Below are 18,457 nucleotides of genomic sequence, written 5' to 3' on the forward strand. Positions count from 1 at the left end.
AGGAGGCGGGGTTTTCGCCCCCGCACGACGACTCACTTTTCTTGGCAATCGCCCAAGAAAAGTAAGCAAAAGAAGGCGACCCCGGTGCCCCTGTCCCTGCGCTGGCGCTCCGGGCAACCTGCGGTGCTCGCGCCATGGGCTGCATTGCGCAACTCGCACCGTTCGCTTCGCTCACTACGCTCGAACAAGCGCAATGAGTCAGTTCACGAAGCGCGAGGTTCCCCGCGCAGCCCATGGCACTGCACTCCTCGGCAGGGGCACAGGGGGAAGTCCCAGTCGGGCCATCGCTGCGCTCGGCCCCGGATTCGGGCCGTCGCTGCGCTGGGCCCATGGATGCAGAGGATCTCATTTAGCCGGTAGCCAATTGCATCAGGGCGTGGCCGGGAACCACTTCTTGACGATGGCCGCATAGCTGCCGTTCGCCTTGAGCATGGCGATCGCCTCGTTCACGGCCTTGGTCAATTCGGGCGAATCCTTGCGCAGCGCCATGCCGTATTCCTCGGTGGTGAGCTGCTCGGGCAGCACCTTGAGGCCCGGGCGCGTGCGCACGTACTGGTAGGCGGCGGGCTTGCCCGTCACGGCGGCGTCGCTGCGGCCGATGTCCACGAGGTTGAACATCTCCTGGTTCTTCTCGACCTCGACGAGCTGGGCCTTGGGGTGCGCCTCCTTGAGGTAGCTGACGGACTTGGTGCCCACCTGCACGCTGACCTTCTTGCCGGCCAGGTCGGCGGGGCCCTTGATCGTGGCGTTGTCGGCCTTGACCATGGCGACCAGGCCGCCAGCGTAGTAGGGCTCGGTGAAGTCGACGACCTTCTTGCGCTCGTCGGTGATGTAGATGGCCGACACGGCCATGTCCACGCGCTTGGAGACCAGCGCCGGGATCAGGCCCTTGAAGTCGATGTCCACCCACTCGATCTTGCGGCCCATCTGCTTGCCGATGGCTTCGACGAGCTCGGTGTCGAAGCCCGTGCGCTGGTTGTTCTCGAAGAACTCCATGGGCGGGAAGGTGGCGTCGGTGGCGACCTTGAGCACGGCCTGCGCGTGGGCGCCGAGGGCGGTGGACGACAGCAGGGCCAGTGCGAGCAGGTGGCGGCGAAGGGTCATGGGGTTCTCCGGTGGGGAAGTCAAGGAAACGTGGAACCTAGCAGGATCGGGGCCGGGCGCTCAGCCGACCAGGCGCGGGAACAGCGCATGGTCCATGGGCGCGCCGGCCGGCAGTTCGTCGGCCAGGCCCGGGAAATCGGGCGAGGTCGTCCAGCGCCGCGGCGCATGGCGGATGTCGTCGCCCAGGAAGCGCAGCGAGAACACGCGCCGGCGCTGCACGTTGCCGACACCGGCCGCAGCGTGCAGGGTGAGCATGTGGAAGCAGACGAAGTCGCCCGGTGCGATGTCCCAGCCCAGGATGGGAAAGCGCTCGCGCGCCGCTTCGATGTCGGGCAGGTCCGCCAGGCTGCCTTCGGGGAACCACCTGGCCTGGTGGTCCATGAAGGTGCGCGGCATCAACCAGGGGCCCTGGTGCGAGCCGGCCACGAACTCCAGCGTGGATGCGCGCGGCACCGGATCGACAGGGATCCACATGCTCACGTTCTGCAGGCCGTCGATGTTGTAGTAGGGCTGGTCCTGGTGCCAGGGCGTCTTCTGCCGTGTGCCGGGTTCCTTGACCAGCAGGTGGTCGTGGTAGAGCCGCACTTCGCGCGAACCCATGAGGCGCTGGGCCAGCAGGGCCAGCGGCGTCTCGTGGATGAAGCGGCGGTAGGCACCGATGTGCTGCCAGTTGCAGAAGTCCTCGAAGAAGCGGCCCGGGTCGTCGGGCCGGCTCGCCACCTTGCCACGTGGGCTGGGGGCGGCCAGGTTCTCTTCGATGCCTTCGGCCAGCAGCGCGAGTTCGTCCTGCGTCAGCAGTTGGCGGATGACGCAGGCGCCGTCGCGCTGGAACTGGAGGACGGTGGCATCGTCCACGCGCTCGGCCACGCGCTGGCGCAGCGCTTCGGTGTCGGGCAAGCCGGCCATGGCTTACTTGACCATCGGCAGCTTGAGGCCGAACTTCTTGGCCGTGGCGATCGCCAGTTCGTAGCCAGCATCGGCATGGCGCATCACGCCCGAGCCGCAGTCGTTGACGAGCACGCGCGCCAGGCGTTTGTCCGCTGCCTCGGTGCCGTCGCACACGATGACCATGCCGGCGTGCTGCGAGTAGCCCATGCCCACGCCGCCGCCGTGGTGCAGGCTGACCCAGGTGGCGCCGCCGGCGGTGTTGAGCAGTGCATTGAGCAGCGGCCAGTCGCTGACGGCGTCGGTGCCGTCGCGCATGCCTTCGGTCTCGCGGTTGGGGCTGGCAACCGAGCCCGTGTCCAGGTGGTCGCGGCCGATCACGATGGGCGCCTTGAGCTCGCCCGTGCGCACCATCTCGTTGAAAGCCAGGCCCGCGAGGTGCCGCTCGCCCAGGCCGAGCCAGCAGATGCGCGCAGGCAGGCCCTGGAAGGCGATGCGCTCGCGCGCCATGTCGAGCCAGCGGTGCGTGTGCTTGTTGTCGGGGAACAGCTCCTTGATCTTGGCGTCGGTCTTGTAGATGTCTTCGGGGTCGCCCGAGAGCGCGACCCAGCGGAACGGTCCCTTGCCCTCGCAGAACAGCGGGCGGATGTAGGCCGGCACGAAGCCCGGGAAGTCGAACGCGTTCTGCACGCCTTCGTCCTTGGCCACCTGGCGGATGTTGTTGCCGTAGTCCACGGTCGGCACACCCATGGCCTGGAAGTCGAGCATGGCCTGCACGTGCACGGCGCAGCCCTTGGCGGCCGCGGCCTTCAAGCTGGCGTGCTGGGCCGGGTCGGCCATGGCGGCCTTCCACTGCGGCACCGACCAGCCCACCGGCAGGTAGCCGTGGATCAGGTCGTGGGCCGAGGTCTGGTCGGTCACCAGGTCGGGCTTGATGCCGCCGGCCTTCGCGCGGCGGGCCAGCTCGGGCACGATCTCGGCCGCGTTGCCCAGGAGGCCGATGGAGATGGCCTCGCCGGCGGCCGTGTGCTGCGCGATCAGGGCCAGCGCGTCGTCGATGTCCCGGGCCTGCTTGTCTAGGTAGCGCGTGCGCAGGCGGAAGTCGATGCTGCTCTGCTGGCATTCGATGGCCAGCACGCAGGCACCCGCCAGCACGCCGGCCAGCGGCTGCGCACCGCCCATGCCGCCCAGGCCGGCGGTCAGGATCCACTTGCCGGTCAGGCTGTTGTTGTAGTGCTGGCGGCCGGCTTCGACGAAGGTCTCGAAGGTGCCCTGCACGATGCCCTGCGCGCCGATGTAGATCCAGCTGCCAGCCGTCATCTGGCCGTACATGAAGAGGCCCTTGCGGTCGAGCTCGTTGAAGTGCTCCCACGTGCCCCACTTGGGCACGAGGTTGGAGTTGGCCAGCAGCACGCGCGGTGCATCGGCATGGGTCTTGAACACGCCCACCGGCTTGCCCGACTGCACCAGCAGCGTCTCGTCTTCATCCAGGTCTTTCAACGAAGCCAGGATCTGGTCGAAGCATTCCCAGTTGCGCGCTGCGCGGCCGATGCCGCCGTAGACCACGAGGTCTTCGGGCCGCTCGGCCACGTCGGGGTGCAGGTTGTTCTGCAGCATGCGGAACGGCGCCTCGGTCAGCCAGCTCTTGCACGACAGCTGCGTGCCCGTGGGCGCGGCGATCTTGCGGCTGGGGTCGTGGCGGGTGCCGATGTCGGCGACGAAGGGTGCGGGTGCGTTCATGGCGGTCTCCTTGGGGGGCGTTCAGGCGTGGCTGGGCAGGATGGCAGTGACGGCAGGGGGCCAGGTTCGACCCTGCGCACCCAGCGCCCATTGCCGCATCGACTCCACATCGGGCGCGAGGTAGCGGTCCTGTTCGATGAAGGCCACGTGCGCGCGGATCGCGTCGAACTCGGCTTCCATGAGCGGGCTGCTCTTCAATTCGTGTTTCAGCTCGATGCCCTGGCAGGCGGCCATGGCCTCGATGCCGACGACCACGGCCGTGTTCTGCACCATGTCGCCGAGACGGCGCGCCGCGAAGGTGGCCATCGACACATGGTCTTCCTGGTTGGCCGAGGTAGGCAGGCTGTCCACGCTGGCCGGGTGGGCCAGCGACTTGTTCTCGGACGCGAGCGCCGCGGCCGTCACCTGCGCAATCATGAAACCGGAGTTGACGCCACCGTCGCGCACCAGGAATGGCGGCAGGTTGGACAGGCCCGAATCCAGCAGCAGCGCCATGCGGCGCTCGGAAATGGCGCCGATCTCGGCGATGGCCAAAGCCAGGATGTCGGCCGCGAAGGCCACGGGCTCGGCGTGGAAGTTGCCGCCCGAGATGACCTCGCCCGTGTCGGTGAACACCAGCGGGTTGTCCGATGCCGCATTGGCCTCGATCACCAGCACGCGCGCTGCGTGGGCCAGGTTGTCCAGGCAGGCGCCCATGACCTGCGGAATGCAGCGGATCGAGTACGGGTCCTGCACGCGGCCGCAGTTGGCGTGGCCGGGAATGATCTCGCTGCCGTCGAGCAGCGCGCGCACGGCGTCGGCCACCGCCATCTGGCCCGGCTGGCCCCGCGCGGCATGGATGCGCGCATCGAAGGGCTTGATCGAACCCTGGATGGCTTCGAGCGACAGCGCGCCGGCCATCAGGCCCGCGGCGAACACGTTCTCGGCACCGAAGAGGCCGGCCAGCGCCAGCGCGGTCGAGACCTGGGTGCCGTTCAGCAGCGCCAGGCCTTCCTTGGGGCCCAGCACGAAGGGCTCCAGGCCGATGGCGCGCATGGCCTCGGCACCGGGCACCACGCGGCCGTCCGCCAGCTCGGCCTCGCCTTCGCCGATCAGCACGCAGGCCAGGTGGGCCAGCGGCGCCAGGTCGCCCGAGGCACCGACGGAGCCCTTGGCGGGGATGCGCGGCACCACGCCGGCATTGAACAGCGCCAGAAGCGCGTCGACGATCTCCGGCCGAATGCCCGAGTGGCCCCGCGCCAGGCTCACGGCCTTGGTGGCCAGCACCAGCCGCACCACGCCGGCCGCCAGCGGCGAGCCCGTGCCCACGCTGTGCGAGAGCACGAGGTTGCGCTGCAGTTCGGCCAGCCGCTCGGGCGGGATCACTGTCTGCGCGAGCTTGCCGAAACCGGTGTTGATGCCGTAGACCACGGCACCGGCGTCGAGGATGGACTGCACGGTGGCCTGCGCGGCCAGCAGGCCGGCGCGGGCGCCCTCGTCCATCGCCAGTCGCACGCCGCCTGCGTGGATGCGTCGCAACTGGGCAAGGCCCACGTCGCCGGGCGACAGCGTCAAGGTGTCGGTTTCACTGCTCATGGCATCTCCTGTCTATACAAGTACGGGCGCAAAAAGTTCAGGCAAGGCGCCTCCGTCGTGCCCTGCCAATGCAACGGTCGCGCTGGTCGGTGCCCCCGCGGCATTCGCGCTGGCGTCGATCCCCGCTGCGCGGGGCCCCTCGCCGCGTGCGCTCATGCCAGCCCCTGATTCCCATCGTTGCGCAAACGGCTGCCCAGCCGATAGCGCGACGCGGGATGCAGGCAGCGCACCAGCGTGATGGTCTGCCCGCGCGCCCAGGTGCGGCGCGTCAGCAGCAAACAGGGTTCGGCCCGGTCCATGGCCAGGCGCTCGGCCTGTTCGGCCGTCGGCAGCACGGCATCGACCAGGTGCTCGATCTGGTCGAAGGGCACGTTGCGCACGAGGTATTCGCTGGGCGGCACGCTGGAGAAATCCTGCTCCAGGAAGGCCGGCACGATGCGCGGGTTCACGTAGCGGTCTTCCAGCTGCACGGGCACGCCGTCTTCCAGGTGCAGGCAGATGCAGTGCACCAGCGATTCGCCCATGCGCACGTCCATCCACACCGCCACATCGGGCGACGCGGCCACGCGCTCGGCCGCGATCAGCTGGAAGCCGTAGTCGTGGCCACGGCCGCGGATCTCGCTGGCGATGTTGGCGATCTGCAGCAGCGTGGACTGCGGCTTGGCCTCGGCCACGAAGCTGCCCACGCCGGCCACGCGCACCACCCTGCCCTGGTCCATGAGCTCGCGCAGCGCGCGGTTGGCCGTCATGCGCGAGATGCCGAACTGCGCCACGAGCTCGTGCTCGGAAGGCAGCCGGTGCCCGGCCGGCCACTCGCCGCTCTGGATGCGGCGCGTGATGTGCTCCTTCACCTGCTCGTACAGCGCCAGCGCCGGCGCCGCCTCGGAGCGGGCGGGCGGGCGTGGGGCGGGCGCGGCGCCGGCTTTCATGTCAATGTTCCGCAGCAGCCATCGACTCGGCGCGGATCTCTTCCGTCAGCCGGGCCTTGAGCTCCATGAACGCGGGCGTGGTCTTGACCGTGTAGTGGCGCGGGTGCGGCAGGTCCACCGCGATCTCGGTCTTGATGCGGCCGGGCCGCGCGCTGAACACCGCCACGCGGCTGGCCATGAAGATGGCCTCGTCGATGTCGTGCGTGACGAACAACACCGTCTTCTGCTCGGCCTCCCAGATGCCCAGCAGCAGCTCCTGCATGAGCACGCGCGTCTGGTTGTCGAGCGCGCCGAAGGGCTCGTCCATGAGCAGGATCTTGGGGTCGTTGGCCAGCGCGCGCGCGATCGCCGTGCGCTGCTGCATGCCGCCCGAGAGCTGCTTGGGAAAGTGCTGCTCGAAGCCGCGCAGCCCGACCTTGGCGATGAAGTAGTCGGCCCGCTCTTTCTGCTGGGCTTCGGGCAGGTTCCGCTCGCGCAGGCCGAAGCGGATGTTCTGCTCGATGTTGAGCCAGGGGAACAGCGTGTAGCTCTGGAACACCATGCCGCGGTCGGCGCCCGGGCCTTCCACGTTCTGGCCATCCAGCAGCACCTGGCCGCTGGTCGGGTAGTCCAGCCCCGCGACGATGCGCAGCAGCGTGGACTTGCCGCAGCCCGAGGGGCCGAGGATGGTGACGAAGTCGTTCTTGCGGACCTCGAAGTCGACCGGCTGCAAGGCCTGGGTCGACTTGCCGCCCGGGCTCGTGAACGTGCGCGAGACGCCGCGGATGGAAAGTTGATTGCTCATCACAGGCTGGCCCAGGCGAACAACTTCTTGTTGACCGCCTTGAAGATGAAGTCGGACACCAGCCCGATCAGGCCGATGACGATGATGCCGAAGATGATCTGGCCGGTGTTCAGCAGGGCCTGGCTGTCGGTGATCATGTGGCCGATGCCCGAGGACGAGCCGATCAGTTCGGCCACGATCACGTAGGTCCAGGCCCAGCCTAGCACCAGGCGCAGGGTTTCGGCGATGCCGGGCGCGGCACCAGGGATCAGCACGCGGCGCACGATGCCGGGGCTGTCGGCCCCCAGCGTGTAGGCGGCCTCCACGAGGTCCTTGCGCGCACCGCCCACGGTCACGGCCACCATCAGGATGATCTGGAACACCGAGCCGATGAAGATCACCAGCAGCTTCTGCGTCTCGCCGATGCCGGCCCACAGGATCAGCAGCGGGATGAAGGCCGAGGCCGGCAGGTAGCGGCAGAACGAGACGAAGGGTTCGAGGAAGGCCTCGACCGGCTTGTACGCCCCCATCGCGATGCCCAGCGGCACGGCGACCACGGCCGCCAGGATGAAGCCGCCCAGCACGCGCCACACCGTCATGCCGATGTCGTGGATGAAGCCGTACTCGGTGAACAGCAGCCAGGCTTCCTGCACCATGGTGATGGGGCTGGCCAGGAAGGTCGGCGAGACGAAGCCGCCGAGCGTGAAGAACGCCCAGACCGCCACGAACAGCACGAAGAACGCCAGGCCCAGCAGCCAGCGGGCCTGCGGGCTGACGGGCTCCAACGGCACCATGCCGCGGCGGCGCCGGCCGGCAGGGGCCGCCGGCAGCGACGCGGAAAGGACGCGGGTGGTGTCGCCGGCCATGGCTTACTTGATGTAGCTGGCGTCGTACATGGCCGACCAGTTGTCGGGCTGCTTGCGGATCACGCCGGCCTCTTGCAGGATCACCGCGGCCTCCTTCATGAAGGTCTCCAGCTCACCGGCGAAGAACTTCTGGTTGGCCGCCTTGTCTTGCCAGCGCAGGAAGTTCGCCGACTTGGCGAAGGCCTCGCCGGTCTGCTTGACCGCGCCGCCCATGATCTCGTTGGACTTGGCCGTGTCTGCCTTGATCATCTCCAGCGCCTGGAAGTAGGAGTCCACCAGCGCCTTGGCGGCTGCGGGGTTGGCCTTCAGGAAGTCGGGCGCGCAGCCCAGCGTGTCCTGGATGTGCGGGAAGTCCAGCGTGGTCGCCAGGATCTTGCCGGCGGCGGCGTTGTCGCGCACGGTGGAGAGGTAGGGCTCGTAGGTCACGGCGGCGTCGTTCTGGCCGGTCACGAAGGACTGGGCGGCCGGCTGCGGCGCCAGCGTGACGGTCTTGACATCCTTGATGCTCATGCCGTTCTTGCTCAGCAGCCAGGCGAGCGTGAAATACGGCGCGGTGCCGGGCGCGTCCACCGCCACGGTCTTGCCCTTGAGGTCGGCGAAGCCCTTGATGTCGTTGCGCACGGCGATGCCGTCGGCGCCGTAGGACTTGTCCAGCTGCACGATCTGCACGATCGGCACGCCGTTGGTGTTCCAGGCCACGTGCGTCTCCACCGTGGTGGCGGCGCATTGGATGGACTTGGAGGCCAGGGCCAGATGGCGGTCTTTCTGCGGAATCATCTTGATCTCCACGTCCAGCCCGTTCTTCTTGAAGATGCCAGCCTTGTCGGCCAGCGTCAGCGGCGCGAAGCCGGTCCAGCCGGACATGCCGATCACGACCTTGGTCTGCGCGGCAGCGCCCTGGGCCATCGCGGCCAGCGCGCCTGCGGCCAGCACGGTGGCGATCTTGGAGAAAACTGTCTTGGCCATGCGGCCCTCCTCGGTTGGGTTGAACGCTTCGGAATGCTTCCGTCTTGCCGTTGGCACCCCGGTGAGGGCACGCGCGGCGCAGTCTCATTCGCTTGAGCAGACCTGTATATACAGATTAACCCGTGAGTATCCCCAATTTGGGGCGCGCCCACGGGCTGGGCTGGTAGGCAGGCACCGGGACGGTGCCTGCACCGGCAGGGCTGCCAGCGAATGGAGGAGCACCAGCAGGGAGCGTGCCAAGCTTGAAAACACGTCAAACTTGCGCACATAATATGTGTGAACCGGAGCCATTCATGAACATCACGCTATCCGTGAACGAGCAGGTCGCGCAACGCGCCCGCGAAGCCGCCCAGAAGATGGGCAAGAGCCTGAACCAAGCCGTGCGCGACTACCTGGAGCAGTTGGCGGGCAGCGCCCAGCGCGAGCAGCAGTGGGCGCAGTTCGAGGCGAACTGCCTTCAGTCAAACGCCCGGCTCGACGGCTGGCACTTCGACCGCGACGAAGCCAACGCGCGCTGAGCCATGGGCGAACGCAGCTTCATCGACACCAACATCCTCGTCTACGCGGAAGCGAGCGACCTGCCCGCCAAACAGCGGACGGCATTGGATCTGCTGAAGCGGCTGTACGAAGAGGCCAGCGGCGTGCTGTCCACCCAGGTGCTGCAGGAATACTGCAATGTCGCCATCAGGAAGCTGCGCATGCCGGCGCAGCAGATCCGCGCGCGGCTCGATCTGTACGAGCAGTTCGAGATCGTCCAGGTCACGCCGGTGATCGTGCGCATGGGACTGGATCTACACCAGACGCGCAGCCTTTCGTTCTACGACGCGCTGATCGTGGCCAGCGCGCAAACGGCCGGTTGCAGCACGCTGTTCAGCGAGGACCTGAACACCGGGGACAAGATGGGACCGGTGCGCATCGCCAACCCGTTTGCAGCCGGCGCGCCCTGAGTCAGCCGCGCGTCGCCAGCAAGGCGCCCACCTGCGCCGCCGTCGGCATGCCGCCGATGGCGCCCTGCCCCGTGACCGACAGCGCCGCCGCCGCGTTGGCGCGCTGCATGGCCTGCTCCAGCGGCAGGCCGCGTGCGAGCGCAGCGGCCAGCGCGCCGTTGAAGGTGTCGCCGGCGCCGATGGTGTCGACCACGGCCTCCATGCGCCAGCCGGCGATGGTCAGCGGCGCAACGCCCGGGCGCCACAAACAACAGCCTTCAGCGCCCAGCGTGGCCAGCACGGCGCCCACGCCGCAGGCCAGCAGGCGCTGCGCGCCCTGCGCCAGCGGCGCATCGGCCGGCAGCTGCGCCAGGCTGCGCAGCTCGGTCTCGTTGGGGGTCAACAGATCGGTCAGCGCCAGCAACGCGTCCGGCAGTTCGGCGGCAGGCGCGGGGTTCAGCAGCGTGGTGACCCCTGCCGCGCGCGCGATGCGGAACGCGGCCAGCGTGGCCGCCTGCGGCACCTCGTTGGAGGCAATGACGACGCGCGCACCGGCGATCGTGGCCCGCGCGGCATGCACTTGGGCTTCACCCAGGCCGGTGCCGGCGCCCGGCGCCACAGCGATGCTGTTGTCGCCATCGTCGAACACCAGGATCTGCGCCACGCCGCTGCGCTCGCCTTCGACCTGCTCCACGTGCTCGGTCGCGATGCCTTCGCGCGCCCACAGGTCCAGGCCCATGCGGCCGAAATCGTCGCGGCCGATGCGCGCGACCACGGCCGTGCGCGCGCCCTGCCTCGCGCAGGCCACGGCCGCGTTCGAACCCTTGCCGCCGGGGCTGATGTCGAACGAGCGCGCCAGCACGGTCTCGCCGCGCGCCATGGGCCGCGGCACGCGCGACACCAGGTCGGCGTTCCAGCTGGCGATGCAGACGACATCGACCATCTGCATCAGTCCTGTTGGCGATCCAGCGCGAACGCAGCCATCTGCGCCTCGATGCGCGCCAGCTCGGCATCGTCCAGCGCCACCAGCGGCGGCCGCACGCGGCGCCAGCCGGCATCGCCGTCGAGGATGGCCATGATGGCCTTGAACGCCGCCGTCATGCCGTAACCGCCCAGGATGTCCAGGAAGGCACGCACGCGCTGCAGGTCGCGATGCGCCGCCTCGTCGCCCTGCGCCAGTGCCAGGCGGCCGACCAGGTGCGGCATCACGTTGGCGATGCCGCTCACGGCGCCCAGGCTGCCACGCGCGCCCATGGTGGGCAGGTCGGGTTCGTTGCCGACCCAGACCTGCATGCCGGGCATGAAGGCTTCGGCATAGGCCACCGAATCGGCACGCGTGCAGCCGCTGTCCTTCAGGCCGACGATGGTGTCGGGGTACAGCAGGCGCAAGGTCGAGATGACCTGGTGCGACAGGCGCACGCCCGAGACCTGGGGAATGTGGTACAGCACCACGCGCAGCCGCGCGTCGGCCACGCCGTCGATCACATAGCGGTAGGAATCGATCACGCCCTGGTCGGGCACGCCCTTCAAAAAGAACGGCGGCAGGATCAGGCAGCGCGTGGCGCCCACGGACAGCGCGTGGCGCGTGAGCTCCAAAGTGTCGGGCAGTGCGGCACAGCTGGTCGAGACCAGGATGCGCTCGGCCGGCACACCGCCGGCGATCAGGCCTTCCAGTGCGGCGCGGCGCTCAGCCACCGTGAACGACGGGCCTTCGCCCGTGGTGCCGAACGGCGTGACGCCGGCACAGCCGCCGTCGATCAGCGCCTTCGAATGCTTGGCGAACTTGGGGATGTCGATGCTGAGGTCGGCGTTGAGCGGCGTCAGCAGCGCGGGCCAGATGCCGGCATGGGATACGGTGGTGGTCATGGTTGACTTTCGAGTCGGTGAAATCAGTTGGAGCCGCCGAATTGCTCGTCCAGCTGCTGGTGGTGCGCCAGGCCCACGGTGTCGGCAAACGCGGCGTACGACAGGCCGGGCTGCGCCAGCGCGCCCGGCGTGCCGCCGGCATGCAGCGCGGCCAGCGACTCCTGCACGGCGCGCGCGGCGCTGAACAGCGCGGTGACGGCGTAGAACACGATGGAAAAGCCCATGGCCTGCAGCTCCGGCGCCGTCAAAGCCACGGCCGGCGTGCCGTCGACGATGGAGACCACCTTGGGGCCGGCCACGCGGCGCGCCACGGCCTCGACCTCGGCCACGGTTTTGATGCCGTCGACGAACACCAGGTCCACGCCCGCGTCCTGGTAGCGCTGGGCGCGCGCCACGGCCTCGTCGATGCCGGCGGCCGGCAGCGCGTCGGTGCGGCCGATCACGAGCGGGCCGTCATCGCCGCGGGACTGCACCGCACAGCGCAGGCGGCGCGCGTTCTCGGCCGCGTCGATCAGGCGGATGCCGGCCATCTGGCCGCAGCGCTTGGGCGCCACCTGGTCTTCCAGGTGGATCGCCGCGACGCCGGCCTGCACGTACTCGCGCACCGTGCGCTCGATGTTGGACGGGCCGCCGTAGCCGGTGTCGGCATCCGCGATCACGGGGATGCCGACGGCGCGCACCATGTCGCGCGCGTGCGTGGTCATCTCGGTCTGCGTCAGCAGGCCGATGTCGGGCTGGCCCAGCCGCGTGGCCGTGGCGCCGAAGCCGGTCATGTAGATCGCGGGGAAGCCGGCGCGTTCGACCAGGCGGGCGCTGAGGCCGTCGTAGGCGCCGGGCGCCTGGACGATGGTGCCGCTGGCGAGCAGGCTTTTGAGTGTGGCTGCGGGATGTGGCATGGCTTCAGTTCATCATCAGGCCGCCATCGACATTGATGGCCTGGCCGGTCATGTAGTCGGATTCTGGCGCTGCCAGCATGGTGGCGAGGTCGGCCACGTCCTCGGGCTGCTGCGGCCGGCCCATCGGGATGCTGGCGATGCGCTGCTGCCAGAACTGCCCCTCGCCCAGGCCTTGCAGGGCACCCCAGTCGCGGTCGATGCCGCGCCACATCTCGCTCTCGACCAGGCCGGGGCAGATGGCGTTGACGGTCAGGTGCGGCGCGAACGCGATGGCGGCCGACTGCGTGAGGCTCAGCACGGCCGCCTTGCTCGCGCGGTAGTGCGGGGTCACCGCGGCGATGGGGCCGGCGCCGCTGCGGCCGGCGATCGAGGCGATGGTGATGATCTTGCCGCGCGGCCGGCCGGCGGCCAGCGGCGCTTGCTGCAGCATCTGCCGCCCCGCCGCCTGCAGGCTCAGGAAGCAGCCCTTGGCGTTGACGCCCAGCATGCGGTCCCAGTCGGCGGCTTCGAGTTCGAGGAAGGGCTTCAACTGCATGATGCCGGCGTTGCAGACCATCACGTCGAGCCGCCCATGCGCAGCCACGGTGCGCTCGACGAGCTGGCGGCACTGCGCAGCGTCGGTCACGTCGGCCGGCACGGCCAATGCGCCGATCTCGTCGGCCGCGCGCTGGCAGCGCGCGGCATCGACGTCGGAAACGACGACACGCGCACCGCGCTCGGCAAACCGGCGCGCCACGGCCAGGCCGATGCCCTGGCCCGAGCCGGTGACGGCCACAACCAGGGGTGCTGTCATGCGGCGGGCTTCTTACGGACCAGCGGCTGGTCCTGCACGTAGGTGCGGTTCCACACCGGTGAGATCACCAGTTCGTTGACGCACACGTGCGCGGGCGCCTCGGCGATGAAACGGATGGTGCGGCCCAGGTCGGCCTCCTGCAGCATGCGGGCCTTGTCGGCCTCGGTCGGCTGCACCGGCCGCTTCTTCAAGATGGGCGTGGCCACCTCGCCCGGGCACAGCGACGTGGCGCGCAGGCCGTTCACGCACTCCTCGATGTTGAAGGAATGCGTCAGCGCCATCATCGCGGCCTTGCTCGCCGTGTAGGCCGGGCCGGTCATGTACTCGTAGTGGAAGCCCGCGAACGAGGCCACGTTGATGACCGTGCCCTGCCCGCGCGCACGCATGCCCATGACCACGGCCAGCGTGCAGTAGGTGGCACCGTTGAGGTTGATGCCCACCACGTCGGCGAAGGTCTCGGCATCGGTGTCGCACCAGTAGCGCTTGGGGTAGTTGAGCCCCGCGCTGTTGACCAGGATGTCGACCCGGCCCAGCTCGGCCTGGATCGCAGCGGCCACCGCATTGACGGCCTTGGCATCGGCCACGTCGAGCGGCCTGGCCGTGATGCTGCCGGCCGGCGCGCCGCGCGACTCGGCCTCCGCGATGGCGGCGTCGAGCTTGGCCGCGTCGCGGCCGGAGATCACGACGCGTGCACCGGCCTTGGCCAGGTCCACCGCGCCGGCCAGGCCGATGCCGCTGCCGCCGCCCGTGACCCAGGCGACCTGCCCTTCCAGAACTCCGCTCATTGCCCGCGGATCCGCTTCAGTTCGTCGGTCACCAGCGCGATCGGCTCTTCGCCGATGGCCTTGGCGTGGCGCTCGTAGATGACACGGGTCTTCTCGCGGATGCGCGCCGTCTCGGCCGGGTTGATCTCGTTGACGGCCATGCCCTTGGCACGCAGGTTGTCCACGCTCTTGGCTTCCATGGCGCGGTTGGCTTTGCGCTGCTCGGCACGGCCGACCACGGCGCACTCCTTCAGCACGGCGTGCTCCTGCTCCGACAGGCCGTCCCAGATCTTCTTGGAGAACAGCACCAGCGTCGGGCTGTAGGCGTGCTTGGACAGCGTGAGGTACTTCTGCACCTCGTAGAACTTCATGTTCTCGATGTTGGTGAACGGGTTCTCCTGGCCGTCCACGGTCCTGGTTTCCAGCGCCGAATAGACCTCGGTGAAGGCCATGGGCACGGCATTGCTGCCCAGGGTCTTGAAGGTGTCCAGGTAGACGTTGTTCTGCATCACGCGCATCTTCACGCCGTCGAAATCCTCGAACTTCGTGATCGGGCGCTTGGAGTTGGTGGTGTGGCGGAAACCGTTCTCCCACCAGGCCAGGTTGATGAGGCCCACGGCCGGCATCTTGGACGAGAAATAGTCGCCCACCTTGCCGTCCAGCAGCTGGTCGGCCTCGGTGGCGGTGTTGAACAGGAAGGGCAGGTCGAACACCCCGAGCGCCGGCACGATGGACACCACCGGCGCGGTGGAGGTCAGCACCATGTCGATGGAGCCGGTGCGCACGCTCTGCGTGCTGGTCAGGTCGCTGCCCAGCGACCCATCCCAGAAGGCCTGGATCTTCATCTTGCCGCCCGACTTCTCCAGCGTGCAGGCGCCCATGGCCGCGAGGCCGTTGCCCATGGGATGCTCCTTGCTCACGCCATTGGAGACGCGGAAGTTGCGGCTCTGGAACTGGGCGCTGGCGGCGCCGGCGGCCAGCAGCAAGGTGGCGGCGGCCACGGCCGTCAGGGCGGTGCGGGAAATGTGGTGCATGGTCATGTCTCCAGGGTGTAGAAGGAAAGCGGTCAGCTGAGCCAGCGCAGCGGCACCAGCACGAGGTCGGGGAACAGCACGAGCAGGAACAGCACGGCCAGCTCGGCCCACAGGAAGGGCCACAGCCCCTGCATGAGGTCCTTCATCGAGATCTTGGCGACGCCGCAGATCACGTTCAGCACGATGCCCACGGGCGGCGTGATCAGGCCGATGGCGTTGTTCATGATGAACAGCACGCCGAAGTACACCGGGTCGATGCCGGCCTCCTTGATCACCGGCATCAGCACCGGCGTCAGGATCATCAGCGTGGGCGCGAAGTCGAGCGCCGTGCCGACGATGACCACGATGAACATGATCACGAACATCAGCACGATCTTGTTGAACATGAACGGCTGCAGCAGGGCGGAGACCTGCTGCGGCACCTCCGACGTGGTGATGAGCCAGGCCGAGACCAGCGCCGCGGCGATCAGGAACACCACCACGGCCGTGCTCTTGGCCGCCGACACCAGCAAGGGGTACAGCTGGCGCAGCGGCAGTTCGCGGTAGACGAAGGCGCCCAGCACGAAGGCGTAGACGCAGGCCACCACGCCGGCCTCGGTCGGCGTGAACACGCCGAACTTCAGGCCGCCGATGATGCCCAGCGGCATCAACAGTGCCCAGATGCCGTCGAACGCGGCGCGGCCACGCGCGGCCATGCTCTGGCGCGGCAGCACGGAGACCTGGTCGCGCCGCGCCACCCACTGCCAGGTCAGCAGCAGGGCCAGGCCCATCATCAGGCCCGGGAAGATGCCCGCCAGGAACAGCTTGCCGATCGACACGTTGGCGATCACGCCGAACACGATGAGGCCGATGGACGGCGGGATCACCGGCGCGATCACGCCGCCGGCGGCGATCAGGCCGGCCGAGCGCGGCACGTTGTAGCCCGCCTTGCGCATCATCGGGATCAGCAGCGCGCCGATGGCGGCCGCGTCGGCCGCGGCACTGCCAGAGATCGCCGCCATCAGCACCGAGGCGAAGATCGCTACCACGCCCAGGCCGCCCCGGATGTGGCCGACCCAGGCCAGGGCGAAGTGCACGATGCGCTTGGAGATGCCGCCCGCGTTCATGAGCTCACCGGCCAGCATGAAGAACGGGATCGCCAGCAGCGGGAAGCTGTCGGCACCCTCGACCAGCTTCTGCGACAGGATGGTGGTGTCGATCTGGCCCTGCGCCACCATCAATGCGGCGCCGCAGACCAGAAGCGCGAACGCGATCGGCAGGCCCAGCATCATGGCGCCGAGCAAGGAGAAGGTGAAGACGGCGATCGTCATGGCCGTGCTCCTGCCGGTGTCGTCGGGTGCAGGTTTTCCTCGCTCTCGCTGATGGCGACCAGTTCGTCATCGGCCACCTGGCCGCGCGCGATGCGCCACAGCGTGCGCAGCGCCATCGCGCCGATGGCGACCGCCGTCAGGTAGGCGACGCCGAAGACCCAGATCATCGACAGGCCGGTGACGGGCGCGGCCGTGGTCGCGTTGATCTCGTGCTGCACCCAGGTGCCGCGGAACATCATCGCGCAGCACAGCAGCGTGAGCAGCTGGCACAGCGTGAGGCAGACGAGCTTGCCGCGGCGCGACAGCTTGTTGACGAAGTTGTCCATGCCCAGGTGCGCGCCTTCGCGCATGGCGACGATGGCGCCGATGAAGGTGAGCCAGATGAAGAAGAAACGCGACATCTCCTCCGACACCTGGATGCCCGAGTTGAAGGCATAGCGCAGCAGCACGTTGCCGAACACCATGAGCACCATGCCCAGCAGCAGCATGGCCAGCACGAACTCGATGGCCTTGAACAGGCGGTCCATCAAATCACCTTGCCGGGGTTCAAGAGGTTCTGCGGATCCAGCGCCTGCTTGAGCGTGCGCATCAGCGCGATCTCTTCCGGGCTGCGCGCATACGACAGGTAGGGCTTCTTGGCCGTGCCGATGCCGTGCTCGGCCGAGATGCTGCCCTTGAAGTCGCGCACGGTGCCGTAGATCACCTCGTCCATGCGCTTCTTGGGCTGCTCCTCGATGGACAGGCCGGGGACCCAGGCCACCAGGTGCACGTTGCCATCGCCGATGTGGCCGTAGTAGACGCTCTCGCAGCCGGGGATCTGCGCCAGCAGCGCGGCCTTGCACTGCGCAGCGAAGGCGTCCATGTCGCGCACCGCCAGCGCCACGTCGTAGGAGACGTGGGGGCCGAGGACCTGGAAGAACTCCGAGCACGCATCGCGCAGTGCCCAGAACGATTGCGTGTCGGCCACCGACTGGGCCAACGCCGCGTCGGCCAGGCCGCCGCCATCGGCGAACTGCTCCAGCCAGGCGGCGAAGCGCGGGCCGTCCACGGCCTCGTCCGTGCCCTGGGCCTCCACGAGCACGTAAAAGCCGTGCGCGCCCGCGACCGGCGGGCGCACGCCCACGCGCTGCGTGACCACTTCCCAGTAGTCGGGCCACATCACCTCGAAGGCCGACAGCAGCGGACCCAGGCCGCGCCGCGATGCGTTCAGCAGGCGCACCACCGACGGGTAGTCCGGCAGCGCGCACAGCGCCGACATGGTGCAGCCCGGCTGCGGGTGCAGCTTGAGCACGATGCGCGTGATGACGCCCAGCGTGCCTTCGCTGCCGATGAACAACTGCTTGAGGTCGTAGCCCGCATTGTTCTTCATCATCTTGTTGAGGCTGGTGACGATGGTGCCGTCGGGCAGCACCCATTCCAGCCCCAGCACCAGCTCGCGCGCCATGCCGTAGCGGATCACGCGGTTGCCGCCGGCATTGGTCGACAGGTTGCCGCCGATGGCGCAGGAGCCGCGCGAGCCCAGGTCGAGCGCGAAGTACAGGCCCGCGTCCGTCGCGGCGCGCTGCACGGCTTCCAGCGGCGTGCCGGCACGCACGGTCATGGTGGCGCTGTCGGGGTCGATCTCTTCCACGCCCACCAGGCGTTCCAGCGACAGCGCGACCCAGCCGTCCTCGGGCCGGGCGCCGCCGCACAGGCCGGTCAGGCCGCCCTGTGGCACCACGGGCAGGGAGGCCTCACGGCAGGCGCGCAGCGCGGCCGAGACGCCGGCGGCGTCCACGGGCCGGACCACGGCCAGCGGGTTCGTCGGCGGCTGCGTGCTCCAGTCGTTCCGGTTGCGCTCGGGCACGTCGGCGCCGATCAGCACCGCCGCTGCGCCCAACTGGTCGCGCAGCCTGGTGAGCACTTCGATGGCGCGGGCCGCGTCTGCGCCCGCCGGGATGGTCATGTTCATGGCACAGAAGTATCCTTGTATGTAAGGTACTAAAGCACTAGTACAAACACCAATGACAGAATGCACCCGCCTGCACGGGAAAAGGGTTT

19 protein-coding genes are annotated in these 18,457 nt (G+C 68.6%); 2 read left to right on the plus strand and 17 right to left on the minus strand.

Annotated features, from left to right (window positions below):
• Window positions 1-369: 369 nt before the first annotated feature.
• The 8 genes from DES41_RS00005 to DES41_RS00040 all read right to left on the minus strand — a co-directional run bounded on the left by DES41_RS00005 (window position 370) and on the right by DES41_RS00040 (window position 8,768).
• On the minus strand, window positions 370-1,104 hold the full coding sequence (locus DES41_RS00005) for a transporter substrate-binding domain-containing protein (protein WP_114464770.1): 735 nt from the start codon (window positions 1,102-1,104) through the stop codon (window positions 370-372).
• Window positions 1,105-1,164: 60 nt separating this feature from the next.
• Window positions 1,165-2,010 (minus strand): phytanoyl-CoA dioxygenase family protein, encoded by an 846-nt coding sequence (locus tag DES41_RS00010; protein ID WP_114464772.1) that lies wholly within the window; start codon window positions 2,008-2,010, stop codon window positions 1,165-1,167.
• 3 nt (window positions 2,011-2,013) lie between these two features.
• Window positions 2,014-3,729: a urocanate hydratase gene (gene hutU, locus DES41_RS00015; RefSeq protein WP_114464774.1), complete on the minus strand. Its 1,716-nt coding sequence runs from the start codon at window positions 3,727-3,729 to the stop codon at window positions 2,014-2,016.
• Window positions 3,730-3,750: 21 nt separating this feature from the next.
• Window positions 3,751-5,304 carry a histidine ammonia-lyase gene (hutH, locus tag DES41_RS00020; RefSeq protein WP_114464776.1) on the minus strand — a complete coding sequence of 518 codons (1,554 nt, stop codon included), beginning with the start codon at window positions 5,302-5,304 and terminating at the stop codon, window positions 3,751-3,753.
• 152 nt (window positions 5,305-5,456) lie between these two features.
• Complete coding sequence (gene hutC, locus DES41_RS00025; RefSeq protein WP_114464778.1) at window positions 5,457-6,233, minus strand: histidine utilization transcriptional repressor HutC; 777 nt, start codon at window positions 6,231-6,233, stop codon at window positions 5,457-5,459.
• A 1-nt stretch (window position 6,234) separates the two neighbouring features.
• Window positions 6,235-7,017, minus strand: a complete 783-nt coding sequence (locus DES41_RS00030; RefSeq protein ID WP_114464780.1) for an ABC transporter ATP-binding protein — start codon at window positions 7,015-7,017, stop codon at window positions 6,235-6,237.
• Window positions 7,017-7,862, minus strand: a complete 846-nt coding sequence (locus tag DES41_RS00035) for an ABC transporter permease (protein ID WP_114464782.1) — start codon at window positions 7,860-7,862, stop codon at window positions 7,017-7,019. The genes DES41_RS00030 and DES41_RS00035 overlap by 1 nt, the downstream gene beginning before the upstream one ends.
• 3 nt (window positions 7,863-7,865) lie before the next feature.
• Window positions 7,866-8,768 (minus strand): ABC transporter substrate-binding protein, encoded by a 903-nt coding sequence (locus tag DES41_RS00040; protein WP_425466335.1) that lies wholly within the window; start codon window positions 8,766-8,768, stop codon window positions 7,866-7,868.
• A gap of 353 nt (window positions 8,769-9,121) precedes the next feature.
• On the opposite strand from DES41_RS00040, the gene DES41_RS00045 reads away from it, so the two are divergent.
• Window positions 9,122-9,346, plus strand: coding sequence for a DUF6364 family protein (locus DES41_RS00045; RefSeq protein ID WP_114464786.1), 225 nt, complete (start codon window positions 9,122-9,124; stop codon window positions 9,344-9,346).
• Window positions 9,347-9,349: 3 nt separating this feature from the next.
• The gene (locus DES41_RS00050) at window positions 9,350-9,775 is read left to right on the plus strand and encodes a PIN domain-containing protein (protein ID WP_114464788.1); all 426 of its coding nucleotides are present in this window, start codon (window positions 9,350-9,352) and stop codon (window positions 9,773-9,775) included.
• Window position 9,776: 1 nt separating this feature from the next.
• Here DES41_RS00050 and DES41_RS00055 read toward each other — a convergent pair whose 3' ends face one another.
• Genes DES41_RS00055 through DES41_RS00095 form a run of 9 tightly spaced genes read right to left on the minus strand, consistent with a single transcriptional unit; the run spans window position 9,777 to window position 18,368 of the window.
• Window positions 9,777-10,697 (minus strand): ribokinase, encoded by a 921-nt coding sequence (locus tag DES41_RS00055; protein WP_245965526.1) that lies wholly within the window; start codon window positions 10,695-10,697, stop codon window positions 9,777-9,779.
• Between the two features lie 5 nt (window positions 10,698-10,702).
• Window positions 10,703-11,620 carry a dihydrodipicolinate synthase family protein gene (locus DES41_RS00060; protein WP_114464792.1) on the minus strand — a complete coding sequence of 306 codons (918 nt, stop codon included), beginning with the start codon at window positions 11,618-11,620 and terminating at the stop codon, window positions 10,703-10,705.
• A gap of 23 nt (window positions 11,621-11,643) precedes the next feature.
• Complete coding sequence (locus DES41_RS00065) at window positions 11,644-12,516, minus strand: isocitrate lyase/PEP mutase family protein (RefSeq protein WP_114464794.1); 873 nt, start codon at window positions 12,514-12,516, stop codon at window positions 11,644-11,646.
• 4 nt (window positions 12,517-12,520) lie between these two features.
• Entirely contained in the window at window positions 12,521-13,309 is a 789-nt protein-coding gene (locus DES41_RS00070; protein ID WP_114464796.1) for an SDR family NAD(P)-dependent oxidoreductase, read from the minus strand.
• Window positions 13,306-14,094 (minus strand): SDR family oxidoreductase, encoded by a 789-nt coding sequence (locus DES41_RS00075; protein ID WP_114464798.1) that lies wholly within the window; start codon window positions 14,092-14,094, stop codon window positions 13,306-13,308. The genes DES41_RS00070 and DES41_RS00075 overlap by 4 nt, the downstream gene beginning before the upstream one ends.
• Window positions 14,091-15,107 (minus strand): TRAP transporter substrate-binding protein, encoded by a 1,017-nt coding sequence (locus DES41_RS00080; protein WP_114466751.1) that lies wholly within the window; start codon window positions 15,105-15,107, stop codon window positions 14,091-14,093. The genes DES41_RS00075 and DES41_RS00080 overlap by 4 nt, the downstream gene beginning before the upstream one ends.
• Window positions 15,108-15,139: 32 nt before the next feature.
• Complete coding sequence (locus DES41_RS00085; protein ID WP_114464800.1) at window positions 15,140-16,417, minus strand: TRAP transporter large permease; 1,278 nt, start codon at window positions 16,415-16,417, stop codon at window positions 15,140-15,142.
• Window positions 16,414-16,944 carry a TRAP transporter small permease gene (locus DES41_RS00090; protein WP_114464801.1) on the minus strand — a complete coding sequence of 177 codons (531 nt, stop codon included), beginning with the start codon at window positions 16,942-16,944 and terminating at the stop codon, window positions 16,414-16,416. The genes DES41_RS00085 and DES41_RS00090 overlap by 4 nt, the downstream gene beginning before the upstream one ends.
• Window positions 16,944-18,368, minus strand: coding sequence for an FAD-binding oxidoreductase (locus DES41_RS00095; RefSeq protein ID WP_211332857.1), 1,425 nt, complete (start codon window positions 18,366-18,368; stop codon window positions 16,944-16,946). Before DES41_RS00095 ends, DES41_RS00090 begins: the two co-directional genes overlap by 1 nt.
• Window positions 18,369-18,457 lie beyond the last annotated feature (89 nt).

The sequence above is a fragment of the Pseudorhodoferax soli genome, from assembly GCF_003337555.1.
GTDB lineage: Bacteria > Pseudomonadota > Gammaproteobacteria > Burkholderiales > Burkholderiaceae_C > Pseudorhodoferax > Pseudorhodoferax soli.

Excerpts from the sequence above, each read along its gene's own strand:
- DES41_RS00045 (WP_114464786.1), top strand. The coding sequence starts at position 9,122 with ATGAACATCACGCTATCCGTGAACGAGCAGGTCGCGCAACGCGCCCGC.
- DES41_RS00090 (WP_114464801.1), bottom strand. The coding sequence starts at position 16,944 with ATGGACCGCCTGTTCAAGGCCATCGAGTTCGTGCTGGCCATGCTGCTG.
- DES41_RS00040 (WP_425466335.1), bottom strand. The coding sequence starts at position 8,768 with ATGGCCCAGGGCGCTGCCGCGCAGACCAAGGTCGTGATCGGCATGTCC.
- DES41_RS00050 (WP_114464788.1), top strand. The coding sequence starts at position 9,350 with ATGGGCGAACGCAGCTTCATCGACACCAACATCCTCGTCTACGCGGAA.
- DES41_RS00075 (WP_114464798.1), bottom strand. The coding sequence starts at position 14,094 with ATGAGCGGAGTTCTGGAAGGGCAGGTCGCCTGGGTCACGGGCGGCGGC.
- DES41_RS00035 (WP_114464782.1), bottom strand. The coding sequence starts at position 7,862 with ATGGCCGGCGACACCACCCGCGTCCTTTCCGCGTCGCTGCCGGCGGCC.
- DES41_RS00030 (WP_114464780.1), bottom strand. The coding sequence starts at position 7,017 with ATGAGCAATCAACTTTCCATCCGCGGCGTCTCGCGCACGTTCACGAGC.
- DES41_RS00095 (WP_211332857.1), bottom strand. The coding sequence starts at position 18,368 with ATGAACATGACCATCCCGGCGGGCGCAGACGCGGCCCGCGCCATCGAA.
- DES41_RS00060 (WP_114464792.1), bottom strand. The coding sequence starts at position 11,620 with ATGACCACCACCGTATCCCATGCCGGCATCTGGCCCGCGCTGCTGACG.
- hutU (WP_114464774.1), bottom strand. The coding sequence starts at position 3,729 with ATGAACGCACCCGCACCCTTCGTCGCCGACATCGGCACCCGCCACGAC.
- DES41_RS00005 (WP_114464770.1), bottom strand. The coding sequence starts at position 1,104 with ATGACCCTTCGCCGCCACCTGCTCGCACTGGCCCTGCTGTCGTCCACC.
- DES41_RS00080 (WP_114466751.1), bottom strand. The coding sequence starts at position 15,107 with ATGCACCACATTTCCCGCACCGCCCTGACGGCCGTGGCCGCCGCCACC.
- DES41_RS00085 (WP_114464800.1), bottom strand. The coding sequence starts at position 16,417 with ATGACGATCGCCGTCTTCACCTTCTCCTTGCTCGGCGCCATGATGCTG.
- DES41_RS00055 (WP_245965526.1), bottom strand. The coding sequence starts at position 10,697 with ATGGTCGATGTCGTCTGCATCGCCAGCTGGAACGCCGACCTGGTGTCG.
- DES41_RS00010 (WP_114464772.1), bottom strand. The coding sequence starts at position 2,010 with ATGGCCGGCTTGCCCGACACCGAAGCGCTGCGCCAGCGCGTGGCCGAG.
- DES41_RS00070 (WP_114464796.1), bottom strand. The coding sequence starts at position 13,309 with ATGACAGCACCCCTGGTTGTGGCCGTCACCGGCTCGGGCCAGGGCATC.
- hutC (WP_114464778.1), bottom strand. The coding sequence starts at position 6,233 with ATGAAAGCCGGCGCCGCGCCCGCCCCACGCCCGCCCGCCCGCTCCGAG.
- hutH (WP_114464776.1), bottom strand. The coding sequence starts at position 5,304 with ATGAGCAGTGAAACCGACACCTTGACGCTGTCGCCCGGCGACGTGGGC.
- DES41_RS00065 (WP_114464794.1), bottom strand. The coding sequence starts at position 12,516 with ATGCCACATCCCGCAGCCACACTCAAAAGCCTGCTCGCCAGCGGCACC.